Here is a 20,734-nt window from a genome sequence, read left to right on the forward strand (position 1 = left end):
CGGCCGGCATTTTCGCCGCTGACACGTTCTGTTGGACATTTCAGATGAACTTGAACGAAGCGACCGGCAAAGCTTTCACCGGTTGCGGGCAAAAGGCTAAGCTAGGGGCAATCAGTGTCGGCGACGTCGGCACTAGTCCAGATTCCTCTGCACGGACGTCTCATGCGCAGTCGCCTTTTCAGCTTTTTATCTTGTCTGCTTCTTTCTGCCACCGCCGTTCAATCTGCCCAGGCCGTGGACCTCACCACCCAACGTCAATATTACGATGAAGCCAAACGAGCCCTCGCCAAAGGCGACAGCGGCCCGTATTTCCAATACAGCCAGGCCCTGGCCGACTACCCGTTGACGCCGTACCTCGCCTACGACGAGCTGACCGCGCGGCTGAAAACCGCCAGCAACGAGGAGATCGAACAATTCCTCGCCAAGAACGGCGACCTGCCCCAGGCCAACTGGATGAAACTGCGCTGGTTGCGCTGGCTGGCCGACCGTGGCGACTGGCAAACCTTTGAAAAGTACTACGACGCCAAACTCAATTTCGTCGAACTGGACTGCCTCCATGGCCAATTCCAGCTGACCCACAACCAAAAAGCCGAAGGCTATAAAACCACCGAGAAGCTGTGGCTGACCGGTAAATCCCAGCCTGCTGCCTGTGATGCCACCTTTGGCCAGTGGGCCGCCGACGGCCAACTGACCGAACAGAAGATCTGGGACCGCGCCAAGCTGGCCGCCGAAGCCCGCAACTATCCGTTGGCCAACAGCCTGGTGAAGACCCTGCCGACCCTCGGCGCCCAGGGCCGCCTGATGGTGGACGTGGCGCAGAAGCCCGACATGCTCGGCGACCCATCGCGCTTCCTGCCGGCCAACGAAGCCATGTCCGATGCCGTAGGACTGGGCCTGCGCCGCCTGGCACGCCAGGACCCGGACAAGGCCATGGCCCTGCTCGACGGTTATGCCAGCAGCATGCACTTCTCTCGTGACGAAAAAGTGTCGATCGCCCGGGAAATCGGCCTGACCCTGGCGCGTCGCTACGACCCGCGCGCCCTTGACGTGATGACCAAGTACGATCCGGAACTGCGGGACAACACCGTTTCCGAATGGCGCCTGCGCCTGCTGTTGCGCCTGGCCCGCTGGGAAGACGCCTACCAGTTGACCCGCAAGCTGCCCCAGGACCTGGCCACCACCAACCGCTGGCGCTACTGGCAGGCCCGCAGCCTGGAACTGGCAGAGCCGAAGAACCCGCAAGCCCTGGTGATGTACAAGGGCCTGGCCAAGGAACGAGACTTTTACGGTTTCCTGGCGGCGGATCGCTCCCAGTCCCCGTACCAACTGAACAACAAGCCACTGGTGATGAGCCAGGCGCTGATGAACAAGGTACGCAACACACCGGGCGTGCGCCGCGCCCTGGAGTTCTACGCCCGTGGCCAGATCGTTGATGGCCGCCGCGAGTGGTACCACGTCAGCCGGCATTTCAACCGCGACGAAATGGTCGCCCAGGCCAAGTTGGCCTACGACATGAAGTGGTACTTCCCGGCGATCCGCACCATCAGCCAGGCGCAGTACTGGGACGACCTGGACATCCGCTTCCCGATGGCCCACCGCGACACCCTGGTGCGCGAAGCCAAGGTCCGCGGCGTGCATTCCAGCTGGGTATTTGCGATCACCCGCCAGGAAAGCGCCTTCATGGACGACGCGCGCTCCGGCGTCGGCGCCACCGGCCTGATGCAACTGATGCCCGGCACCGCCAAGGAGACTGCGCGCAAGTTCAGCATCCCGCTGGCTTCGCAACAGCAGGTGCTCGACCCGGACAAGAACATCCAGCTCGGCGCCGCCTACCTGAGCCAGGTCCACGCCCAGTTCAACGGCAACCGCGTGCTCGCCACCGCCGCCTACAACGCCGGCCCGGGCCGTGTACGCCAATGGCTGCGCGGCGCCGATCACCTGAGTTTCGATGTGTGGGTGGAAAGCATCCCGTTCGACGAAACCCGCCAGTATGTGCAGAACGTGCTGTCTTATTCGGTGATCTACGGGCAGAAGCTCAATGCACCGCAGCCGCTGGTGGATTGGCATGAGCGGTATTTTGATGATCAGTAAGTAACGCTGTCCCATAAAAAATGCCCGCATTGAGAGATGCGGGCATTTTTTGTGGGCGGTGAATCAGTGGGTGGTCGACTCACCATCACTGAACTGCAACGCCGCCAGCCGTGCATACAGCGGATTGCTGGCGATCAGCTGCTGATGCGTCCCCACCGCCACCAGCTTGCCCTGGTCCATCACGGCAATCCGGTCGGCATTCTTCACCGTGGCCAGCCGGTGGGCGATGACCAGGGTGGTGCGCCCTTCCATCAACTGCGGCAGCGCCTGCTGGATCAGGTGTTCGCTCTGGGCGTCCAGCGCGCTGGTGGCTTCGTCCAGCAGCAGGATCGGTGCATCCACCAACAAGGCCCGGGCGATGGCCAGGCGTTGGCGCTGGCCGCCGGAGAGGCCCATGCCGCCGTCGCCCAGGTGGGTCTGGTAGCCGTCGGGCATTTGCAAAATGAAGTCGTGAGCGTGGGCGATGCGCGCCGCCTCCTCGACCTGGGGAAAGGTGGCCGTCGGATCGCCGTAGCGGATGTTCTCTTCGACAGTGCCAAAGAACAGCGCCGGGCTCTGGGACACCAGGGCGAAACAGCGGCGCAGGTCCAGCGGATCCAGCTCGGTCAGCGGGTGGCCTTCAAGCAGGATGCGGCCTTGCTGGGGATCGTAGAAACGCAGCAACAGATCGAACATCGTCGATTTACCCGCACCGGACGGACCGACCAGGGCCAGGGTTTCGCCGGCATTGATGCTCAGGCTCAAGCCGTCGATGGCAAAACGATCCGGACGCGACGGATAGGAGAAGCGCAAATCCTGGATTTCCAGGCGGCCACTGACCCGCTCCGGCAACTTGATCACGTTGGCTTCGGGCGCCTTGATCTCATTGCTCGACTGCAGCAATTCGCCAATCCGCTCCGCCGCACCGGCGGCGCGCTGCAACTCGCCCAACACTTCACTCAAGGTACCGACGGCACTGCCGACGATCAGGCTGTAGAACACGAACGCCGCCAGCTCACCACCGGAAATGCGCCCGCCGATCACGTCCATGCCGCCGACCCAGAGCATCACGCCCACGGCGCCCAGCACCAGCATGATCACCAGGGTAATCAGCCAGGCGCGCTGCACGATGCGTTTGCGGGCGGTGGTGAACGCCTCTTCCACCGTCAGCGCGAAGCGCTGTTCGTCCTGGACCTGGTGGTTGTAGGCCTGCACGGTCTTGATCTGGCCGAGGGTCTCGGACACATAGCTGCCGACATCGGCGATGCGATCCTGGCTCTGGCGCGACAGGCTGCGCACCCGGCGGCCGAAGATCAGGATCGGCGCCAGCACCAGTGGCAGCGCTATCACGACGATGCTGGTGAGCTTGGGGTTGGTGACAAACAGCAGCACGATCCCGCCGATCACCATCAAGGCGTTGCGCAGGAACAGCGACAGCGAGGAGCCGATCACCGATTGCAGCAAGGTGGTGTCGGTGGTCAGCCGGGACTGGATTTCCGAGCTGCGGTTGTTTTCGTAGAAGCCCGGATGCAGGTAGATCAAGTGGTTGAACACCTGCCGCCGGATGTCCGCCACCACCCGCTCGCCGATCCACGACACCAGGTAAAACCGCGCAAAGGTGCCCACCGCCAGGCCCAGCACCAGGATCATGAACAGACCGATGGATTGGTTGAGCAGGTGCGGCGACTGGGTCATGAACCCCTGGTCCACCAGCAGGCGAATACCCTGGCCCATGGACAAGGTAATGCCGGCGGTGACGATCAGCGCCAACAAGGCGCCCAGGGCCTGCCAGCGGTAGGGAGCGACGAAGCGACTGGCCAGGCGAATCGCGCGGCGTTGACGGGCTGAGAGCATGGAGGGTTTCACCTGAAGGTTGGAGACGGGAACCTGCATAGCTACATGGGGGGAACTTGAGCGAATCACAATGAGTCAGGTTAATTATGCTCACCGAACCTAGGCCCTAGAGGCTATCGGTCTAAGGACCGGCTGGAAATTTGTATCGGTTTCTGCTGGACTGGGCATTCGATCTGCGGGCCGCGCAAGGAGTTGTAACAACGCGGTCACGCGGGGGTTTTAAAGTAGGTACACAACCTGATGAGGAGACGGGCCATGTCCTTGCAAAACAGCAGCAACGCCAAAATTCAAGTGATCCGCCAACCGCAGCAATTGCCTTGCTCGTACATCGACGCTCAGGGCCGCGAAGTGCAAATCACCGAAGAAATGATCCAGAGCGCGTGCGCCGAACTGGAACAGAAATTGGTCAAGCCTGCCAAGCGAGGCTGATTCGCCCACGCTCTCTTAAACCCGGCCTTGATGGCCGGGTTTTTTATGCCTTCAGATTGCCTGTGCGCCCAATGCTGCCACGAGGCTCGACAAGGCGGCAGACTCGCCGTTGATCCGCACTTTCAAGCCGTCAATCTCACGCCGCTCGGGGTAGTGCTTGCGCAATAGGTCGAAGGCCTTGCGCTGCTCATCCACTGTGCCTACCAGGCTGCGGCGGAAATCCGCGTCATCACGGCGCGGGTCGTACACGCTGCGGCACAGGGTCGCCAAGGCCCAGGCCGGATCGGTATTGGCATTGAGGCTGACTTCGGCCAGCCACGGCTCCGGCAGCAAGTCGCTCAATTGAATCGTCGGGTCCTGACCAAGATGCCGGCAAAACGCCTGATAGATCTGCGCCGTGCCGCGCTGCTTGCCGTCCAGGCTGTAGCCGGCGATATGCGGGGTGGCCAGCACACACAGGTCGGCCAGGTCGACGTCCACCTGCGGCTCGCCTTCCCACACATCCAGCACGGCCTGCAGGTCTTCGCGCGCCAGCAGCACCTCCTTGAGGGCGGCGTTGTCCACCACCGGGCCGCGGCTGGCGTTGATCAGCCAGGCACCGGGCTTGAGCTGGTTGAGGCGCTCGCGGTCGAACAAGTGCCAGGTGGAGCCGTTGCCGGATTTGTTCAGCGGCGTGTGCAGGCTGATCACATCGCACTGCTCGACGATCTGCTCCAGGCTGACGTAATCACCGTCCTCGGCGATCTGCCGGGGCGGGTCGCACACCAGCACGTTCCAGCCCAACGCCTTGAGCACCTTGACCAGACGCCCGCCGACTTCACCGGCCCCCACCACACCGTAGGTGCGCTGGGCCAGGTCGGCGCCTTCGATCTCGGCCAGGGTCAGCAGGCTGCCCAGCACATAGTCGACCACGCCACGGGCATTGCAGCCGGGGGCGCTGGACCACTGGATGCCGGCGCGCTGGAAGTAATCGAGGTCGAGGTGATCAGTGCCGATGGTGCAGGTGCCGACAAACCGCACCGGCGTGCCTTCGAGCAAGGCCCGGTTGACGTTGGTCACTGAACGCACCAGCAGCACATCGGCCTGCTCGATAGTCGCGCGGTCAATGGACCGGCCCGGAACCCGGCGAATCTCGCCGAATCCTTCAAAGAATGCATTGAGCAGCGGGATATTTTCGTCGGCAACAATCAGCATGGCAGGCTCCTTTCGCGGATCAGCAGTGTACAGCGGTTTTCCTTGTGGCGAGGGCGCTTGCTCCCGCTGGAGTGCGCAGCGCTCCCAAATGCAGCACCGTGTTTTTTCAGGTACACATCGGTTGCCCGTTCTGGGGCTGCTGCGCAGCCCAGCGGGAGCAAACTCCCTCGCCACAGCAAGCGCCCTCGCCACAAGACGCTATATATGCGCGGGGATGTGTTTACAAATCCACAACACAGGTTTTTTCCTGACCAACACGTCAAGGCGTAGAATGCGCCGTCCTGCGCTCCCCCTATCGGACATCTGTACGTGAACACTGCCACAACCACCACCGCCCTTTCTCGCCCCGCCCGCGTCAGCCTTGAAGTGCGCAACCTGCTGGCCCTGGCGCTGCCGATCATGATCGGGCAACTGGCGACCACCGCCATGGGGTTCGTCGATGCCGTGATGGCCGGGCGTGTCAGCTCCCGAGACCTGGCGGCGGTCGCCCTGGGCAACTCCATCTGGATCCCGGTGTACCTGCTGATGACCGGCACCCTGTTGGCCACCACGCCGAAAGTCGCCCAGCGCTTTGGCGCCGGCACCCACGGTGAAATCGGCCCGCTGGTGCGCCAGTCGATGTGGCTGGCACTGGTGGTGGGAATTACCGCGCTGCTGTTGCTGATCAGCGCCGAACCGATCCTGCACCTGATGAAGGTCGATCCCGAGTTGATCAAGCCCTGCATGGGCTACCTGCACGGCATCGCTTCGGGCATGCCGGCCATTGCGCTGTACTACGTGCTGCGCTGCTTCAGCGACGGGCTGGGCCGAACGCGGCCGAGCATGGTCATGGGCCTGTGCGGGCTGGCGCTGAATATTCCGCTGAACTATGTGTTTATCTACGGCCACTTCGGCGTGCCGGCCATGGGCGGCATCGGTTGCGGCTGGGCCACGGCGATCGTGATGTGGGTGATGATGCTCGGCCTGGCCGCCTGGACCCGCTGGGCACCGGTGTATCAGAGCAGCGAGCTGTTCAAGCGCTTTGACTGGCCGCAATGGTCGGTGATCAAGCGTGTGTTGAGCATTGGCTTGCCCATCGGGATCGCGGTGTTTGCCGAGTCGAGCATTTTTGCGGTGATCGCGCTGCTGATCGGCAGCCTCGGTGCCACGGTGGTGGCCGGACACCAGATCGCGCTGAACTTCAGCTCGCTGGTGTTCATGATCCCCTACTCCCTGAGCATGGCGGTCACCGTGCGCGTGGGCCAGGCCCTGGGCCGTGGCGAACCCCGTGAGGCGCGCTTTGCCGCAGGTGTCGGAATGGGCACCGCGCTGGTGTATGCCTGCCTGTCCTGCAGCCTGATGCTGCTGTTTCGCGAACAGATCGCCACCATCTACACCCAGGACCCGCTGGTGATCCAGGTGGCGGCGATGCTGATTGTGTTTGCGGCGCTGTTTCAGTTCTCGGACGCGATCCAGGTCACGGCCGCCGGCGCACTACGTGGTTACCAGGACACTCGGGTGACCATGGTGCTGACGTTGTTTGCGTATTGGGGCGTGGGCTTGCCGGTGGGCTACGCGCTGGGGCTGACCGAGTGGCTGGGCCAGGCCCGAGGCCCGAGCGGCTTGTGGCAGGGGCTGATCGTGGGCCTGAGCTGTGCCGCGGCGATGTTGGTGATCCGCCTGGTGCGCAGCGCACGCAAGCGGATTCGCCGGGCTTAAGCCGATTTCTTGCGGATCCAGTATAGGTAGGTACCGGCCTGCTCCTGCTGGTCCACCAGTTCATGGTCGAGAAACACGCAGAACTTGGGGATGTCGCGACGGGTCGACGGATCGGTCGCGATCACCTTGAGCAAGCCACCGGGCGCCAGGTCGCGGATGTGCTGGTGCAGCATCATCACTGGCTCCGGGCAGTTGAGGCCGGTGGCGTCGAGGACGGCATCGACGGGTAAATCAGGGGTCAGGCTCATGGTTTACTCCTAAACAGGCCGGCATTTTAACGGTAACGCGGGGCGCCAGGTAGCCAGCGGCGCCCTCGGTTTTTTCGCGAGCAAGCTCGCTCCTACATTGAGCAGCGTTTACCGGGCCTTTGGCTTCTTCACATCCAACCGGCGCAAATGGCAGGTCACTTCTTCACGGTCGTGGTACAGCTGCTTGCAGCCGATCTCCACCCGGATGCCACGTTCCTTGAAGCCTTCCGCGATGCGTTCAAGCAGGCGCTTCACTTCGGCATAACGCTGCTTCATCGGCAACTTCAGGTTGACCACCGCTTCGCGGCAATGTCCCTCGCCGATCCAGGTTTCCAGCAGGGCCGCATTGCGCGCCGGTTTTTCGACGATGTCGCAGACCATCCAGTCCACCGGCTGCTTGGGGGTGTAGATGAAGCCGTCGGCCATCAAGTGCTGCACCAGCCCGGTGTCCATCAGGCTTTCGGCCATCGGGCCGTTGTCGATGGCGGTCACCAGCATGCCACGGTTGACCAGTTGCCAGGTCCAGCCGCCAGGCGCTGCGCCGAGGTCGACGCCGGTCATGTCGCTGTGCAGGCGCTCGTCCCACTGATCACGGGGGATAAAGTGGTGCCAGGCCTCTTCCAGCTTCAAGGTCGAGCGGCTTGGCGCGTCCCGCGGGAATTTCAGGCGCGGGATGCCCATCGGCCACATGGCCGAGTTGTTTGACTCGGCCAGGCCCATGAACACTTCGCGGCCGCTCTTGAAGGTCAACAGCAGGCGCGGCTTGCTGGCGTCTTCCACCAGTTTGCCGGCGGCCATCAGCGCCTTGCGCAAGTGAACTTCGAATTTCTTGCAGAAGTTCGACAGCTCCTTGCCGTCATTGGTGTCGACCATTTCCAGCCACAGGCTGCCGCACACCGGGAAATCCCGCAGGTGCGCGAGGATCACGCTGATACGGTCGGTTTCCGGCAAGTCGATGAACACCCCGCGCGCCCACTGCCGCGGGAAGATCAGCTCGGCAAAGCGTTGGCCGCGCATCAGGCGCTGGGCGCCGTCTTCTTCGGTGCAGACAAATTCGGCGCAGGCGCTGCCGGTCTTGGCCTTGGCATAGCCCGAAACGTTCAGGCGTGCGGCGTGTTCCGCGATCTCGGAACAGACTTCGCCTTCAAAACCCGGGCGGCAGTGCATAAAAAGGGTGTTCATCAACTCTCCTGGATCACGAGCTTGCTATAGCGCAATGCCTGTCATGAAAACGCGCGCATGATAGCCGAGTTCGGAACCTTGGACTTATTGATAGAGTCCAGTAATTAGCCAGCTACTTAAAACAGGGCTAATTTGTAAGCTCTGTTCGTCCCGTCAGGTCCGTAGCCGTGCGGACCATAAGGAGTCATGTAATGTCATCCCTTGATAGTCTGAGAACCCTTAAAACCTTACAGATCGACGACAAGACCTACCACTACTTCAGCCTGCCCGAAGCCGCCAAGAGCCTGGGTGATCTGGACAAGCTGCCGATGTCCCTCAAGGTGCTGCTGGAAAACCTGCTGCGCTGGGAAGACGAAAAGACCGTCACCGGTGCCGACCTCAAGGCCATTGCCGCCTGGCTCAAGGAGCGCCGCTCCGACCGCGAGATCCAGTACCGCCCCGCCCGGGTGCTGATGCAAGACTTTACCGGCGTGCCCGCCGTGGTCGACCTGGCCGCCATGCGCGCCGCCGTGGCCAAGGCCGGCGGTGACCCGCAACGCATCAACCCGCTGTCACCGGTGGACCTGGTGATCGACCACTCGGTGATGGTCGACAAGTTCGCCACCACCGGCGCCTTCCAGGAAAACGTCGACATCGAAATGCAGCGCAACGGCGAACGCTACGCCTTCCTGCGCTGGGGCCAGAGCGCCTTCGACAACTTCAGCGTAGTGCCACCGGGCACCGGCATCTGTCACCAGGTCAACCTGGAATACCTCGGCCGCACCGTGTGGACCAAGGATGAAGACGGCCGCACCTATGCCTTCCCCGACACCCTGGTCGGCACCGACTCCCACACCACCATGATCAACGGCCTCGGCGTATTGGGCTGGGGCGTGGGCGGGATCGAAGCGGAAGCCGCGATGCTCGGGCAGCCGGTGTCGATGCTGATCCCGGAAGTGATCGGCTTCAAGCTCACTGGCAAGCTGAAAGAAGGCATCACCGCCACTGACCTGGTGCTGACCGTCACCCAGATGCTGCGTAAAAAGGGCGTGGTCGGCAAATTTGTCGAATTCTATGGCGACGGCCTGGCAGATCTGCCACTGGCCGACCGCGCCACCATCGCCAACATGGCCCCGGAGTACGGCGCCACCTGTGGCTTCTTCCCGGTGGATGAAGTAACCCTGGACTACCTGCGCCTGTCGGGCCGTCCTGCAGAAACCGTCAAACTGGTGGAGGCCTACACCAAGGCCCAGGGCCTGTGGCGCAATGCAGGTCAGGAGCCGATCTTTACCGACAGCCTGGCGCTGGACATGGCCAGCGTCGAAGCCAGCCTGGCCGGGCCGAAACGTCCGCAAGACCGTGTCTCGCTGCCTAACGTCGGCCAGGCCTTCAGCGATTTCCTCGACCTGCAATTCAAGCCCACCAACAAGGAAGAAGGCCGCCTGGAAAGCGAAGGCGGCGGCGGTGTTGCGGTGGGCAACGCCGACCTGATCGGTGAAGCCGACTACGACTTCGAAGGCCAGACCTATCGCCTGAAAAACGGCGCGGTGGTGATCGCGGCCATTACCTCCTGCACCAACACCTCCAACCCGAGCGTGATGATGGCGGCGGGACTGGTGGCGAAAAAGGCCGTGGAGAAAGGACTGAAGAGCAAGCCCTGGGTGAAAACCTCCCTGGCGCCGGGCTCCAAAGTCGTGACTGATTACTACAAAGCGGCAGGCTTGACCCAATACCTCGACAAGCTGGGCTTCGACCTGGTGGGTTATGGCTGCACCACCTGTATCGGCAACTCCGGGCCGCTGCCCGAGCCGATCGAAAAAGCTATCCAGAAAGCCGACCTGGCCGTGGCCTCGGTGCTCTCGGGCAACCGTAACTTCGAAGGCCGGGTGCACCCCCTGGTGAAAACCAACTGGCTGGCCTCCCCGCCCCTCGTGGTGGCCTATGCCCTGGCCGGCACCGTGCGCATGGACATCAGCAGCGAACCACTGGGCACCGGCTCTGACGGAAAACCGGTGTACCTGCGGGACATCTGGCCCAGCAGCAAGGAAATCGCCGACGCCGTTGCACAAGTCAGCACCGGGATGTTCCACAAGGAATACGCCGAGGTGTTTGCCGGTGATGAACAGTGGCAGGCCATTGAAGTGCCGCAGGCCGCAACCTACGTGTGGCAGAAGGACTCCACCTACATCCAGCACCCACCGTTCTTCGACGACATCGGCGGCCCGCTGCCGGTGATCGAAGACGTCAAGGGCGCCAACGTGCTGGCATTGCTGGGGGACTCGGTGACCACCGACCACATCTCCCCTGCCGGCAACATCAAGACCGACAGCCCGGCCGGCAAATACCTGCGCGAGCAAGGCGTCGAACCGCGGGACTTCAACTCCTACGGCTCGCGCCGCGGCAACCATGAAGTGATGATGCGCGGCACCTTCGCCAACATCCGCATCCGCAACGAAATGCTCGGCGGCGAGGAAGGCGGCAATACGATCTACATCCCTACCGGCGAGAAAATGCCGATCTATGACGCCGCCATGAAATACCAGGCCTCGGGCACCCCGCTGGTGGTGATCGCCGGCCAGGAATACGGCACCGGCTCAAGCCGTGACTGGGCGGCCAAGGGCACCAACCTGCTGGGGGTCAAGGCGGTGATCGCCGAGAGTTTCGAGCGGATTCACCGTTCCAACCTGGTGGGCATGGGCGTGCTGCCCCTGCAGTTCAAGCTGGACCAGAACCGCAAGGCACTCAAGCTGACCGGCAAGGAGAAGATCGACATCCTCGGGCTGACCAACGCCGAGATCGAGCCACGCATGAACCTGACGCTGGTGATCACCCGTGAGGATGGCAGCAGCGAGAAGGTCGAAGTGCTGTGCCGCATCGACACCCTCAATGAGGTCGAGTACTTCAAGGCCGGCGGGATCCTGCACTACGTGTTGCGGCAGTTGATTGCCTCGTAACTGACACGCGCTACCCAAAACACCGCCTTCCCTGGCGGTGTTTTCATTTTTACCGTCGGTGACGCTCGGTATACTGCCGCCCTCAGATTTTGACTGTCACAAGGATTCCCCATGCTTGCATTGCCATGGCTGTACCTGGCGCTTCTTTCCATCGGCTATGTACTTGCCTTGAGCTACGGGCAATTGGGGTTGATGGCGGCGCTTTCCGTCGCCATGCTGCTGTTGGCCGGGTTTGCCGTGCGGCAACAGCGAAACCCGTGGGTACGCTATCTGGGCCACGGGCTGTTTATCGTGCTGGCGCTGGGGCTGGCGATGCATTGGCTGCCGGGGTTCTACAACGGTCGCGGGATCGCCCCGCAGCGCTTTACGGACGACGCCGTGCCTTTCTCGATGTACCTGAACCAGGACAAACCGCTGATTGGCTTCTGGCTGCTGCTGGCCTGCCCGTGGATTGTTGCGCGCCGGTCCCTGCGCCTGTCGATCTACGCCACCGCCCTGGCATTGACACTGACGGCGATTGCCGCCCTGGGCGGCGCTGCGTTGCTGGGCGTCATCAGTTGGGCCCCGAAGTGGCCGGAGCAGGCCTGGCTGTGGGTGTTGAATAACCTGCTGCTGGTGACCCTGGTGGAGGAAGCGCTGTTCCGCGGTTATATCCAGGGCGGCCTGAGCCGACGGTTCAAGCAATTGCCCTATGGTGAAAACCTCGCATTGCTGTTGGCCGCCCTGTTGTTCGGCCTGGTACACCTGGGCGCAGGCTGGCAGTGGACCCTGCTAGCGACCATCGCAGGCCTGGGCTACGGCCTGGCGTATCGCTTTGGCGGATTGGGCGCGGCGATCGTTACGCACTTCGGGCTGAACCTGCTGCATTTCGGGTTGTTTACCTATCCGATGCTGGCGGGCTGAGGCTGCGCCGATTGTTGCAAAAAATAAGTTAAATAAAACCCCGCGACGGTCGACAACCTGTCAAAGCCTTGCGGATTGAACAATCATGCGTAATAACCAACCCGTTACCCAGCGCGAACGTACCTTCCCCGCTCAGCAACGGTTGATCTCCACCACGGATGCCAAAGGCGTGATCACCTACTGCAACGACGCCTTCGTCGAGATCAGTGGGTTTTCCCATGACGAACTGCTGCGTGCCCCGCACAACCTGGTTCGTCATCCGGATGTGCCGGCGGCAGTGTTCGCACACATGTGGTCCACGCTCAAACAAGGCTTGCCATGGATGGGCATCGTCAAGAACCGCTGCAAGAGCGGTGATCACTATTGGGTAAACGCCTATGTGACACCGGTCTTCGACGGCAACCAGGTGATCGGCTACGAGTCGGTGCGGGTCAAGCCCACCGCCGAGCAGATCCGCCGTGCCGAAGCGCTTTACCAGCGCATCAACCAGGGCAAGCCGGCCATCCCGCGCCGCGACAAGTGGCTGCCGGTGTTGCAGGACTGGCTGCCGTTTATCCTGGTCAGCCAGTTGAGCTTCCTGATTGGCGTCTGGCTCAATTCCCACTGGGGCTTTGCCCTGGCAGCGGCGCTGTCGGTACCGCTGGGCCTGTTGGGCCTGAGCTGGCAACAACGCGGGCTCAAGCGCTTGCTGCGCCTGGCCGAACAGACCACCTCAGACCCGCTGATCGCGCAGATGTACACCGACAGCCGCGGCGCCCAGGCGCGCCTGGAAATGTCGATCCTCAGCCAGGAGGCGCGCCTGAAGACGTGCCTTACCCGTTTGCAGGACACGGCTGAACACCTCAACTCCCAGGCGGCGCAGTCCAATACCCTGGCGCATAACAGCTCCAGCGGTCTTGAACGCCAGCGCGTGGAAACCGAACAGGTGGCCACCGCGGTCAACCAGATGGCCGCGACGACTCAGGAAGTCGCCAGCCATGTGCAACGCACCGCCGATGCCACCCAGGAAGCCAATCGCCTGACCGGGCGTGGCCGTGATATCGCCGGCGAAACCCGCGAGGCGATTCAGCGCCTGTCGGTGGCCGTGGGCGAGACCGGCGTGACCGTGACCCAACTGGCCAAGGACAGTGACGAAATCGGTGGCGTGGTGGATGTGATCAAAGGCATCGCCGACCAGACCAACCTGCTGGCGCTGAACGCGGCCATCGAAGCGGCCCGTGCCGGGGAGATGGGTCGCGGCTTTGCGGTGGTGGCCGACGAAGTGCGGCAACTGGCCCAGCGCACCAGCGAGTCCACCGGGCAGATTCATGCGCTGATCGCCAAGCTGCAACAGACCGCCAGCGCGGCCGTACAAACCATGGACGCCGGGCATCGCCAGGCGGAAGAAGGTGTGGCACGGGTGATGGAAGCGGATCAGGCGCTGATCGGGATCAGCGAGGCGGTGGCGCACATCACTGATATGACGGCGCAGATTGCGGCGGCGACCGAAGAGCAGAGCTCGGTGGCGGAAGAGATCAGCCGTAACATCAGCACCATTGCGCTGCTGGCGGACCAGACGTCGGAACAGGCGTTGAATTCGGCGCAGTTGAGTGAAGAGCTGACGCATACCGCCAATACTCAGTATTCGCTGGTAGAACGCTTTAACCGGTAAACCGCTTTCGCGAGCAAGCCCGCTCCCACATTTGGAATGCATTTCAAATGTGGGAGCGGGCTTGCTCGCGAAAGGGCCCTATCAGACGCCGAGAAACCCGGCCACCTTCACCGCCGCAGCCTCCAGGTGCTGCTCATGACTAAACCCCGAAGCCTTCAACGGCTTCAAATCATGATCCCCCGCCACCAGCCACATCACCTCGATACTCGGCGACAACACATACCCTTCCACCGCCGCTCGATTGCCCAGCGCATCCCGCTCGCCCTGCACAATCAACGTCGACGTCTTCAGCCCGGCCAGATGCTCGGTCCGGGGTTTCTCCGGCTTGCCCACCGCATAGAACGGATAACCCAGGCACACCAGCGCATCCGCGCCCAGTTCATCCGCCAGTAAACTGGCCATCCGCCCGCCCATGGACTTGCCGCCCACCGCCAGTTTCCCAGCGACATGACGTCGCACCTCGGCATACACCTCACGCCAGCATTCCAGCAGTTTCGGCGCCGGGTTCGGCGGACGTTTACCGCCATCCACACGACGCTGGGCCATGTACGGAAACTCGAAGCGCAACACGTTCACGCCATGCCCGGCAAGGCGTGCAGCCATGTCGTTCATGAAGCCCGAGTCCATCGGCGCACCCGCGCCGTGGGCCAGGATCAACGTCGTGGGCGTACGCGCGATAGACCCTGTGGCGACATCCCACAACCAGCCGCGTTCCCGCACACACTGCGCCCATTGATCCCCGTCAATACTGGCCTTGTGCTCTTTGCCCATGCTTGCCTCGCTTTTTAGTCTGCCTATAACTCCAGCCCAAGTGCCGCATTTGCTTGGGGTGAACCGTGGATGGGGAACCATGAACACTACTTTAAGTACCGCCTATAACTACAAGGTGGTCCGCCAATTCGCCATTATGACGGTGGTGTGGGGCATCGTCGGCATGGGGCTCGGGGTTTTTCTCGCTGCCCAGTTGGTATGGCCCGAACTCAACTTCAATTTGCCCTGGACCAGTTTCGGCCGCTTGCGCCCGCTGCACACCAACGCGGTGATCTTTGCCTTTGGCGGTTGCGCGCTGTTTGCCAGCTCCTTCTACTCGGTGCAACGCACCTGCCAGACCCAATTGTTCGCGCCAAAGATCGCGCAGTTCTGCTTCTGGGGCTGGCAGCTGGTGATTGTGCTGGCCGCGATCACCTTGCCGCTGGGCTACACCAGCTCCAAGGAATACGCCGAGCTGGAATGGCCGATCGACATCCTGATCACCATCGTCTGGGTGGCCTATGCCATCGTGTTCTTCGGCACGGTGATGAAGCGCAACACCAAGCACATCTACGTCGGTAACTGGTTCTTCGGTGCGTTCATCATCACCGTGGCCATCCTGCATATCGTCAACAACCTGGAAATTCCGGTCAGCCTGACCAAGTCCTACTCGCTGTACGGCGGTGCGACGGATGCCATGGTGCAGTGGTGGTATGGGCATAACGCGGTAGGCTTTTTCCTCACCGCCGGCTTCCTGGGGATGATGTACTACTTCGTGCCGAAACAGGCCGAACGCCCGGTGTATTCCTATCGCCTGTCCATCGTGCACTTCTGGGCACTGATCACCCTGTACATCTGGGCCGGCCCGCACCACTTGCACTACACCGCGCTGCCGGACTGGGCACAGTCCCTGGGCATGGTGATGTCGCTGGTACTGCTGGCACCGAGCTGGGGCGGGATGATCAACGGGATGATGACCCTGTCGGGCGCCTGGCATAAGTTGCGCAGCGACCCGATCCTGCGCTTCCTGGTGGTTTCCCTGGCCTTCTACGGCATGTCGACCTTTGAAGGGCCGATGATGGCGATCAAGACGGTCAACGCCCTCTCCCACTACACCGACTGGACCATCGGCCACGTACACGCCGGGGCGCTGGGTTGGGTAGCGATGATCTCCATCGGCGCGCTGTATCACATGATCCCGAAAATCTTCGGTCGCGAGCAGATGTACAGCCTCGGCCTGATCAACGCGCACTTCTGGCTGGCCACCATCGGCACCGTGCTCTACATCGCCTCGATGTGGGTCAACGGCATCGCCCAGGGCCTGATGTGGCGTGCGGTCAACGAAGACGGCACCTTGACCTACTCCTTCGTCGAAACCCTGGTGGCCAGCCACCCAGGCTTCATCGTGCGACTGGTGGGCGGGGCGATCTTCCTCAGCGGCATGTTCCTGATGGCTTACAACACTTGGCGCACCGTGCGTTCGGCACAACCCGCCGAAGTCGCCGCTGCGGCGCAGATGGCCTGAGGAGTCGATGATGAAACACGAAACCATTGAAAAGAACGTCGGCCTGCTGATGCTGCTGATGGTGCTCGCCGTGAGCATCGGCGGCCTGACCCAGATCGTGCCGCTGTTCTTCCAGGATGTGACCAACAAGCCGGTGGAAGGCATGAAGCCCTACACCGCGCTGCAACTGGAAGGTCGCGACATCTATATCCGCGAAGGCTGCGTACAGTGCCATTCGCAGATGATCCGCCCGTTCCGCGCCGAAACCGAGCGTTATGGCCACTACTCGGTGGCCGGTGAAAGCGTGTGGGATCACCCGTTCCTGTGGGGCTCCAAGCGTACCGGGCCGGACCTGGCCCGCGTCGGCGCGCGCTACTCGGACGACTGGCACCGCGCGCACTTGTACAACCCGCGCAACGTGGTACCGGAATCGAAGATGCCGGCGTACCCATGGCTGGTCACCGCCCCGGTCGACAGCAGCCACACCGAGACCAAGCTCAAGGTGATGCGCACCCTCGGCGTGCCGTACACCGACGACGACATCGCCGGTGCCGTGGCCTCCCTCAAGGGCAAGACCGAGATGGACGCGCTGGTTTCGTACCTGCAAGTGCTCGGCACTGCCATCAAGAGCAAGAGGTGAGCCATGGGATTTGATTTCGATGCTGGAACCATCCGCGGGCTTGGCACGCTGGTCGTGGCCATCGCCTTCATCGGCCTGTCGCTGTGGGTGTTCAACTCCCGGCGCAACGCAGAGTTCGCCGAGGCGTGCCTGCTGCCGTTTGCCGATGAACCGCTACCGCCAACCCCCGACGCTCAAGAAGAGCCTGCAACAAGGAGCAATCGGCCATGACTACCTTCTGGAGTACATGGATCTGTGTACTGACCCTCGGCAGCCTGATCGGCCTGACATGGCTGTTGATCGGCACCCGCAAGGGCGAGACCAAGGGCAGCGTGGACCAGACCATGGGCCACGCCTTCGACGGGATCGAGGAGTACGACAACCCGCTGCCACAATGGTGGTTCATGCTGTTCGCCGGCACCCTGGTGTTTGCCGTCGGCTACCTGATCCTCTACCCGGGCCTGGGCAACTGGAAAGGCGTATTGCCGGGCTATGAAGATGGCTGGACCCAGACCAAGGAATGGGACAAGGAGATGGCCAAGGCCGACGCCAAATTCGGGCCGATCTTCGCCAAATTCGCGGCCATGCCGGTGGAAGAAGTCGCCAAGGACCCGCAGGCGCTGAAAATGGGCGGCCGCCTGTTCGCCTCCAACTGCGCGGTGTGCCATGGCTCGGACGCCAAGGGCGCCTACGGCTTCCCGAACCTGGCAGACAACATCTGGCGCTGGGGCGGTTCGGCGGATGCAATCAAGATGACCATCATGAATGGCCGTCATGCCGCGATGCCGGCCTGGGGTGAAGTGCTGGGTGAGGACGGTGTGAAGAACGTCGCAGCCTACGTGCGCCATGAATTGGCGGGGCTGCCGCTGCCGGCGGACAGCACTGCGGATGTCGCCGCGGGCCAAGTGGCATTCAGCACCACCTGTGTCGCCTGCCACGGGCCGGAAGGCCATGGCGTGGAAGCCATGGGCGCGCCGAACCTGACGCAGCCAGGCGGCTTTATCTACGGCACCAGCCTGGCGCAGTTGCAGCAGACCATTCGCCACGGCCGCCAGGGCCAGATGCCTGCGCAGGAAGTACTGCAAGGCAATGACAAGGTGCACCTGCTGGCCGCCTATGTTTACAGCCTGTCCCACAATGCTGATGGCGCAACGCCTGACAGCCAACCCGAGTAATCCTGCACCACCCAAAAGCCGCGCCTGATTCAGGCGCGGCTTTTTTGCGACCCATTGTCGCACCCTTCCGATCGCTGACTTTCCCCTCCTGCCATTCGGGTCTACGCTTGTTTGCACAGTGGACTGGCATTGGCCGGTCGACGGCCGACTTGCACTCGATGGGTTGAAACATTTCTGCTCGATGACAGGCGCAAAGGCTGGTACCTACCGGCTGTCGTGCCACTGGCCATTCGTCACCCGAGCTGCTTGTTTACACACACTCAGTTACAAGTACCTTCGACCCGTTTAAAATCCTGTCCAAGTCGTCAGCTTTTAACCCTGAATTTTGTCCTTACGCCAAACATGGAAAGGGCGCAGAATCTGGTTTGGAACGCATTGATGCAGGTCACCTTGCGTTGCAATGGAATCTTGCTTTCTCCATACTTGCGACCGATTTTTACCCTATAAAAAAACTAAACCGTGGAACCTTAGAATGAGCACAGCAATCAGTCCGACTGCTTATAACTATAAGGTAGTCCGCCAGTTCGCCATCATGACGGTGGTCTGGGGGATCCTTGGCATGGGGCTCGGCGTTTTCATTGCCTCGCAACTGGTTTGGCCAGAGTTGAATTTTGGCCTGCCATGGACGACATTTGGACGCCTGCGCCCGTTGCACACCAACCTGGTGATTTTCGCCTTCGGTGGATGTGCACTGTTTGCCACTTCTTACTACGTCGTGCAGCGAACCTGCCAAACGCGACTGATTTCCGATGCACTGGCGGCCTTTACCTTCTGGGGTTGGCAAGCGGTCATCGTGGGCGCGATCGTCACCCTGCCGCTGGGCTACACCACCACCAAGGAATACGCCGAGCTGGAATGGCCGATCGCCATTTTGCTGGCGATTGTCTGGGTGACCTACGCAGTGGTGTTCTTCGGCACCATCGTCAAGCGCAAGACCAAGCACATCTATGTCGGCAACTGGTTCTACGGGGCATTTATCCTGGTGACGGCGATGCTGCATATCGTCAACCATGCGTCCTTGCCGGTCAGCTTCTTCAAGTCCTACTCGGCCTACGCCGGTGCGACGGACGCAATGATCCAGTGGTGGTACGGCCACAACGCCGTAGGTTTCTTCCTCACCACCGGCTTCCTGGGGATGATGTACTACTTCGTGCCGAAACAGGCCGAGCGTCCGATCTACTCCTATCGCCTGTCCATCGTGCACTTCTGGGCCCTGATCACCCTGTACATCTGGGCCGGTCCGCACCACCTGCACTACACCGCATTGCCGGACTGGGCCCAGTCCCTGGGCATGGCGATGTCGATCATCCTGCTCGCGCCAAGCTGGGGCGGCATGATCAACGGCATGATGACCCTGTCGGGCGCCTGGCATAAATTGCGCACCGACCCGATCCTGCGGTTCCTCGTGGTCTCCCTGGCGTTCTACGGCATGTCGACCTTCGAAGGCCCGATGATGGCCATCAAGACGGTCAACTCGCTGTCCCACTACACCGACTGGACCATCGGCCACGTACACGCCGGCGCCCTCGGTTGGGTAGCGATGATTTCCATCGGCGCGCTGTACCACATGATCCCGAAACTGTTCGGCCGTGCGCAGATGCACAGCGTCAGCCTGATCAACACCCACTTCTGGCTGGCCACCATCGGTACCGTGCTCTACATCGCCTCGATGTGGGTCAACGGCATCACCCAGGGCCTGATGTGGCGTGCAATCAACGATGACGGCACCCTCACCTACTCCTTCGTCGAAGGGCTGCAAGCCAGCCATCCGGGTTACATCGTGCGCGCCCTGGGCGGTGCGATCTTTGCCAGCGGCATGCTGTTCATGGCCTACAACGTGTGGCGCACCGTGCGTGCCTCCGACCCTGTAGAAGCCGAAGCCGCTACCAAGATCGCCGTTGTGGGAGCTCACTGATGAAGCATGAAGTAGTCGAGAAGAATATCGGCCTGCTGGCCTTCTTCATGGTCATCGCCGTGAGTATCGGCGGCCTGACCCAGATCGTTCCGCTGTTTTTCCAGGACGTGACCAACAAGCCGGTGGAAGGCATGAAGCCGCGCACCGCCCTTGAACTGGAAGGCCGCGACGTCTACATCGCCAACGGTTGTGTCGGCTGCCACTCGCAGATGATCCGCCCGTTCCGTGCCGAAACCGAACGCTACGGCCACTACTCGGTCGCCGGTGAAAGCGTGTGGGACCACCCATTCCTGTGGGGTTCCAAGCGTACCGGCCCGGACCTGGCCCGGGTCGGCGGTCGTTACTCCGATGACTGGCAGCGTGCGCACTTGTACAACCCGCGCAACGTGGTGCCCGAATCGAAAATGCCGGCGTACCCGTTCCTGGTCGAAAACAAACTCGACGGCAAGGACACCGCCAAGAAGATGGAAGTCTTGCGCACCCTGGGCGTGCCCTACACCGACGAAGACATCGCCGGTGCGGCAGCGGCCGTGAAGGGCAAGACCGAAATGGACGCACTGGTGGCCTACTTGCAAGGCCTTGGCACCATCATCAAAAGCAAACGGTGAT

General features: G+C 61.9%; 17 protein-coding genes. 12 read left to right on the forward strand and 5 right to left on the reverse strand.

Annotated elements, in window-relative coordinates:
• Positions 1 to 162 precede the first annotated feature (162 nt).
• A complete protein-coding gene (locus HX817_RS08330) occupies positions 163 to 2,091 on the forward strand; it encodes a transglycosylase SLT domain-containing protein (RefSeq protein WP_008437594.1) in 1,929 nt (642 codons plus the stop codon).
• Positions 2,092 to 2,154: 63 nt separating this feature from the next.
• Here the strand turns inward: HX817_RS08330 and HX817_RS08335 are convergent, their stop codons facing one another.
• The gene (locus HX817_RS08335) at positions 2,155 to 3,963 is read right to left on the reverse strand and encodes an ABC transporter transmembrane domain-containing protein (RefSeq protein ID WP_177040096.1); all 1,809 of its coding nucleotides are present in this window, start codon (positions 3,961 to 3,963) and stop codon (positions 2,155 to 2,157) included.
• A gap of 216 nt (positions 3,964 to 4,179) precedes the next feature.
• Here HX817_RS08335 and HX817_RS08340 point away from each other — a divergent pair, with 216 nt between their 5' ends.
• Positions 4,180 to 4,353 (forward strand): PA1571 family protein, encoded by a 174-nt coding sequence (locus HX817_RS08340; RefSeq protein WP_003218992.1) that lies wholly within the window; start codon positions 4,180 to 4,182, stop codon positions 4,351 to 4,353.
• 51 nt (positions 4,354 to 4,404) lie between these two features.
• On the opposite strand, the gene pdxB is transcribed toward HX817_RS08340, so the two are convergent.
• Positions 4,405 to 5,547, reverse strand: a complete 1,143-nt coding sequence (gene pdxB / locus HX817_RS08345; RefSeq protein WP_177040097.1) for a 4-phosphoerythronate dehydrogenase PdxB — start codon at positions 5,545 to 5,547, stop codon at positions 4,405 to 4,407.
• A 309-nt stretch (positions 5,548 to 5,856) separates the two neighbouring features.
• Here pdxB and HX817_RS08350 point away from each other — a divergent pair, with 309 nt between their 5' ends.
• Positions 5,857 to 7,245, forward strand: a complete 1,389-nt coding sequence (locus HX817_RS08350; protein ID WP_003218996.1) for an MATE family efflux transporter — start codon at positions 5,857 to 5,859, stop codon at positions 7,243 to 7,245.
• Here HX817_RS08350 and tusA read toward each other — a convergent pair.
• Positions 7,242 to 7,493 (reverse strand): sulfurtransferase TusA, encoded by a 252-nt coding sequence (tusA, locus tag HX817_RS08355; RefSeq protein WP_003218998.1) that lies wholly within the window; start codon positions 7,491 to 7,493, stop codon positions 7,242 to 7,244. The two genes, HX817_RS08350 and tusA, sit on opposite strands and share 4 nt — an antisense overlap.
• Positions 7,494 to 7,601: 108 nt before the next feature.
• Positions 7,602 to 8,675, reverse strand: a complete 1,074-nt coding sequence (rlmM, locus tag HX817_RS08360; RefSeq protein WP_003219000.1) for a 23S rRNA (cytidine(2498)-2'-O)-methyltransferase RlmM — start codon at positions 8,673 to 8,675, stop codon at positions 7,602 to 7,604.
• 191 nt (positions 8,676 to 8,866) lie between these two features.
• On the opposite strand from rlmM, the gene acnA reads away from it, so the two are divergent.
• The 3 genes from acnA to HX817_RS08375 all read left to right on the forward strand — a co-directional run bounded on the left by acnA (position 8,867) and on the right by HX817_RS08375 (position 14,162).
• The gene (gene acnA / locus HX817_RS08365; RefSeq protein ID WP_177040098.1) at positions 8,867 to 11,608 is read left to right on the forward strand and encodes an aconitate hydratase AcnA; all 2,742 of its coding nucleotides are present in this window, start codon (positions 8,867 to 8,869) and stop codon (positions 11,606 to 11,608) included.
• 111 nt (positions 11,609 to 11,719) lie between these two features.
• A complete protein-coding gene (locus HX817_RS08370; protein WP_003219003.1) occupies positions 11,720 to 12,511 on the forward strand; it encodes a CPBP family intramembrane glutamic endopeptidase in 792 nt (263 codons plus the stop codon).
• Between the two features lie 85 nt (positions 12,512 to 12,596).
• Complete coding sequence (locus HX817_RS08375; protein WP_003219005.1) at positions 12,597 to 14,162, forward strand: PAS domain-containing methyl-accepting chemotaxis protein; 1,566 nt, start codon at positions 12,597 to 12,599, stop codon at positions 14,160 to 14,162.
• Positions 14,163 to 14,243: 81 nt separating this feature from the next.
• Here HX817_RS08375 and HX817_RS08380 read toward each other — a convergent pair whose 3' ends face one another.
• A complete protein-coding gene (locus HX817_RS08380; protein WP_177040099.1) occupies positions 14,244 to 14,933 on the reverse strand; it encodes an alpha/beta family hydrolase in 690 nt (229 codons plus the stop codon).
• Positions 14,934 to 15,012: 79 nt separating this feature from the next.
• On the opposite strand from HX817_RS08380, the gene ccoN (HX817_RS08385) reads away from it, so the two are divergent.
• The 6 genes from ccoN (HX817_RS08385) (at position 15,013) to ccoO (HX817_RS08410) (ending at position 20,733) form a co-directional block, all read left to right on the forward strand.
• Positions 15,013 to 16,437, forward strand: coding sequence for a cytochrome-c oxidase, cbb3-type subunit I (gene ccoN / locus HX817_RS08385; protein ID WP_003219009.1), 1,425 nt, complete (start codon positions 15,013 to 15,015; stop codon positions 16,435 to 16,437).
• Between the two features lie 10 nt (positions 16,438 to 16,447).
• Positions 16,448 to 17,056, forward strand: coding sequence for a cytochrome-c oxidase, cbb3-type subunit II (gene ccoO, locus HX817_RS08390; protein ID WP_003219010.1), 609 nt, complete (start codon positions 16,448 to 16,450; stop codon positions 17,054 to 17,056).
• Positions 17,057 to 17,059: 3 nt separating this feature from the next.
• Positions 17,060 to 17,266, forward strand: a complete 207-nt coding sequence (locus tag HX817_RS08395; protein WP_177040100.1) for a cbb3-type cytochrome c oxidase subunit 3 — start codon at positions 17,060 to 17,062, stop codon at positions 17,264 to 17,266.
• Complete coding sequence (ccoP, locus tag HX817_RS08400) at positions 17,263 to 18,210, forward strand: cytochrome-c oxidase, cbb3-type subunit III (protein ID WP_003219014.1); 948 nt, start codon at positions 17,263 to 17,265, stop codon at positions 18,208 to 18,210. The genes HX817_RS08395 and ccoP overlap by 4 nt, the downstream gene beginning before the upstream one ends.
• Positions 18,211 to 18,682: 472 nt before the next feature.
• A complete protein-coding gene (ccoN, locus tag HX817_RS08405; RefSeq protein ID WP_003219015.1) occupies positions 18,683 to 20,125 on the forward strand; it encodes a cytochrome-c oxidase, cbb3-type subunit I in 1,443 nt (480 codons plus the stop codon).
• Positions 20,125 to 20,733 (forward strand): cytochrome-c oxidase, cbb3-type subunit II, encoded by a 609-nt coding sequence (gene ccoO / locus HX817_RS08410; protein WP_003193167.1) that lies wholly within the window; start codon positions 20,125 to 20,127, stop codon positions 20,731 to 20,733. Before ccoN (HX817_RS08405) ends, ccoO (HX817_RS08410) begins: the two co-directional genes overlap by 1 nt.
• The last annotated feature ends 1 nt before the right edge of the window (position 20,734 follow it).

This window comes from Pseudomonas sp. C6002, from assembly GCF_013385805.1.
Lineage (GTDB): Bacteria > Pseudomonadota > Gammaproteobacteria > Pseudomonadales > Pseudomonadaceae > Aquipseudomonas.

Bases quoted from the DNA above. Each gene is read 5' to 3' on its own strand.
- HX817_RS08370 (WP_003219003.1), top strand. From the start codon at position 11,720: ATGCTTGCATTGCCATGGCTGTACCTGGCGCTTCTTTCCATCGGCTAT.
- ccoO (WP_003193167.1), top strand. From the start codon at position 20,125: ATGAAGCATGAAGTAGTCGAGAAGAATATCGGCCTGCTGGCCTTCTTC.
- ccoN (WP_003219015.1), top strand. From the start codon at position 18,683: ATGAGCACAGCAATCAGTCCGACTGCTTATAACTATAAGGTAGTCCGC.
- HX817_RS08375 (WP_003219005.1), top strand. From the start codon at position 12,597: ATGCGTAATAACCAACCCGTTACCCAGCGCGAACGTACCTTCCCCGCT.
- HX817_RS08380 (WP_177040099.1), bottom strand. From the start codon at position 14,933: ATGGGCAAAGAGCACAAGGCCAGTATTGACGGGGATCAATGGGCGCAG.
- HX817_RS08395 (WP_177040100.1), top strand. From the start codon at position 17,060: ATGGGATTTGATTTCGATGCTGGAACCATCCGCGGGCTTGGCACGCTG.
- tusA (WP_003218998.1), bottom strand. From the start codon at position 7,493: ATGAGCCTGACCCCTGATTTACCCGTCGATGCCGTCCTCGACGCCACC.
- HX817_RS08330 (WP_008437594.1), top strand. From the start codon at position 163: ATGCGCAGTCGCCTTTTCAGCTTTTTATCTTGTCTGCTTCTTTCTGCC.
- pdxB (WP_177040097.1), bottom strand. From the start codon at position 5,547: ATGCTGATTGTTGCCGACGAAAATATCCCGCTGCTCAATGCATTCTTT.
- ccoN (WP_003219009.1), top strand. From the start codon at position 15,013: ATGAACACTACTTTAAGTACCGCCTATAACTACAAGGTGGTCCGCCAA.
- rlmM (WP_003219000.1), bottom strand. From the start codon at position 8,675: ATGAACACCCTTTTTATGCACTGCCGCCCGGGTTTTGAAGGCGAAGTC.
- ccoO (WP_003219010.1), top strand. From the start codon at position 16,448: ATGAAACACGAAACCATTGAAAAGAACGTCGGCCTGCTGATGCTGCTG.
- HX817_RS08335 (WP_177040096.1), bottom strand. From the start codon at position 3,963: ATGCAGGTTCCCGTCTCCAACCTTCAGGTGAAACCCTCCATGCTCTCA.
- acnA (WP_177040098.1), top strand. From the start codon at position 8,867: ATGTCATCCCTTGATAGTCTGAGAACCCTTAAAACCTTACAGATCGAC.
- HX817_RS08340 (WP_003218992.1), top strand. From the start codon at position 4,180: ATGTCCTTGCAAAACAGCAGCAACGCCAAAATTCAAGTGATCCGCCAA.
- ccoP (WP_003219014.1), top strand. From the start codon at position 17,263: ATGACTACCTTCTGGAGTACATGGATCTGTGTACTGACCCTCGGCAGC.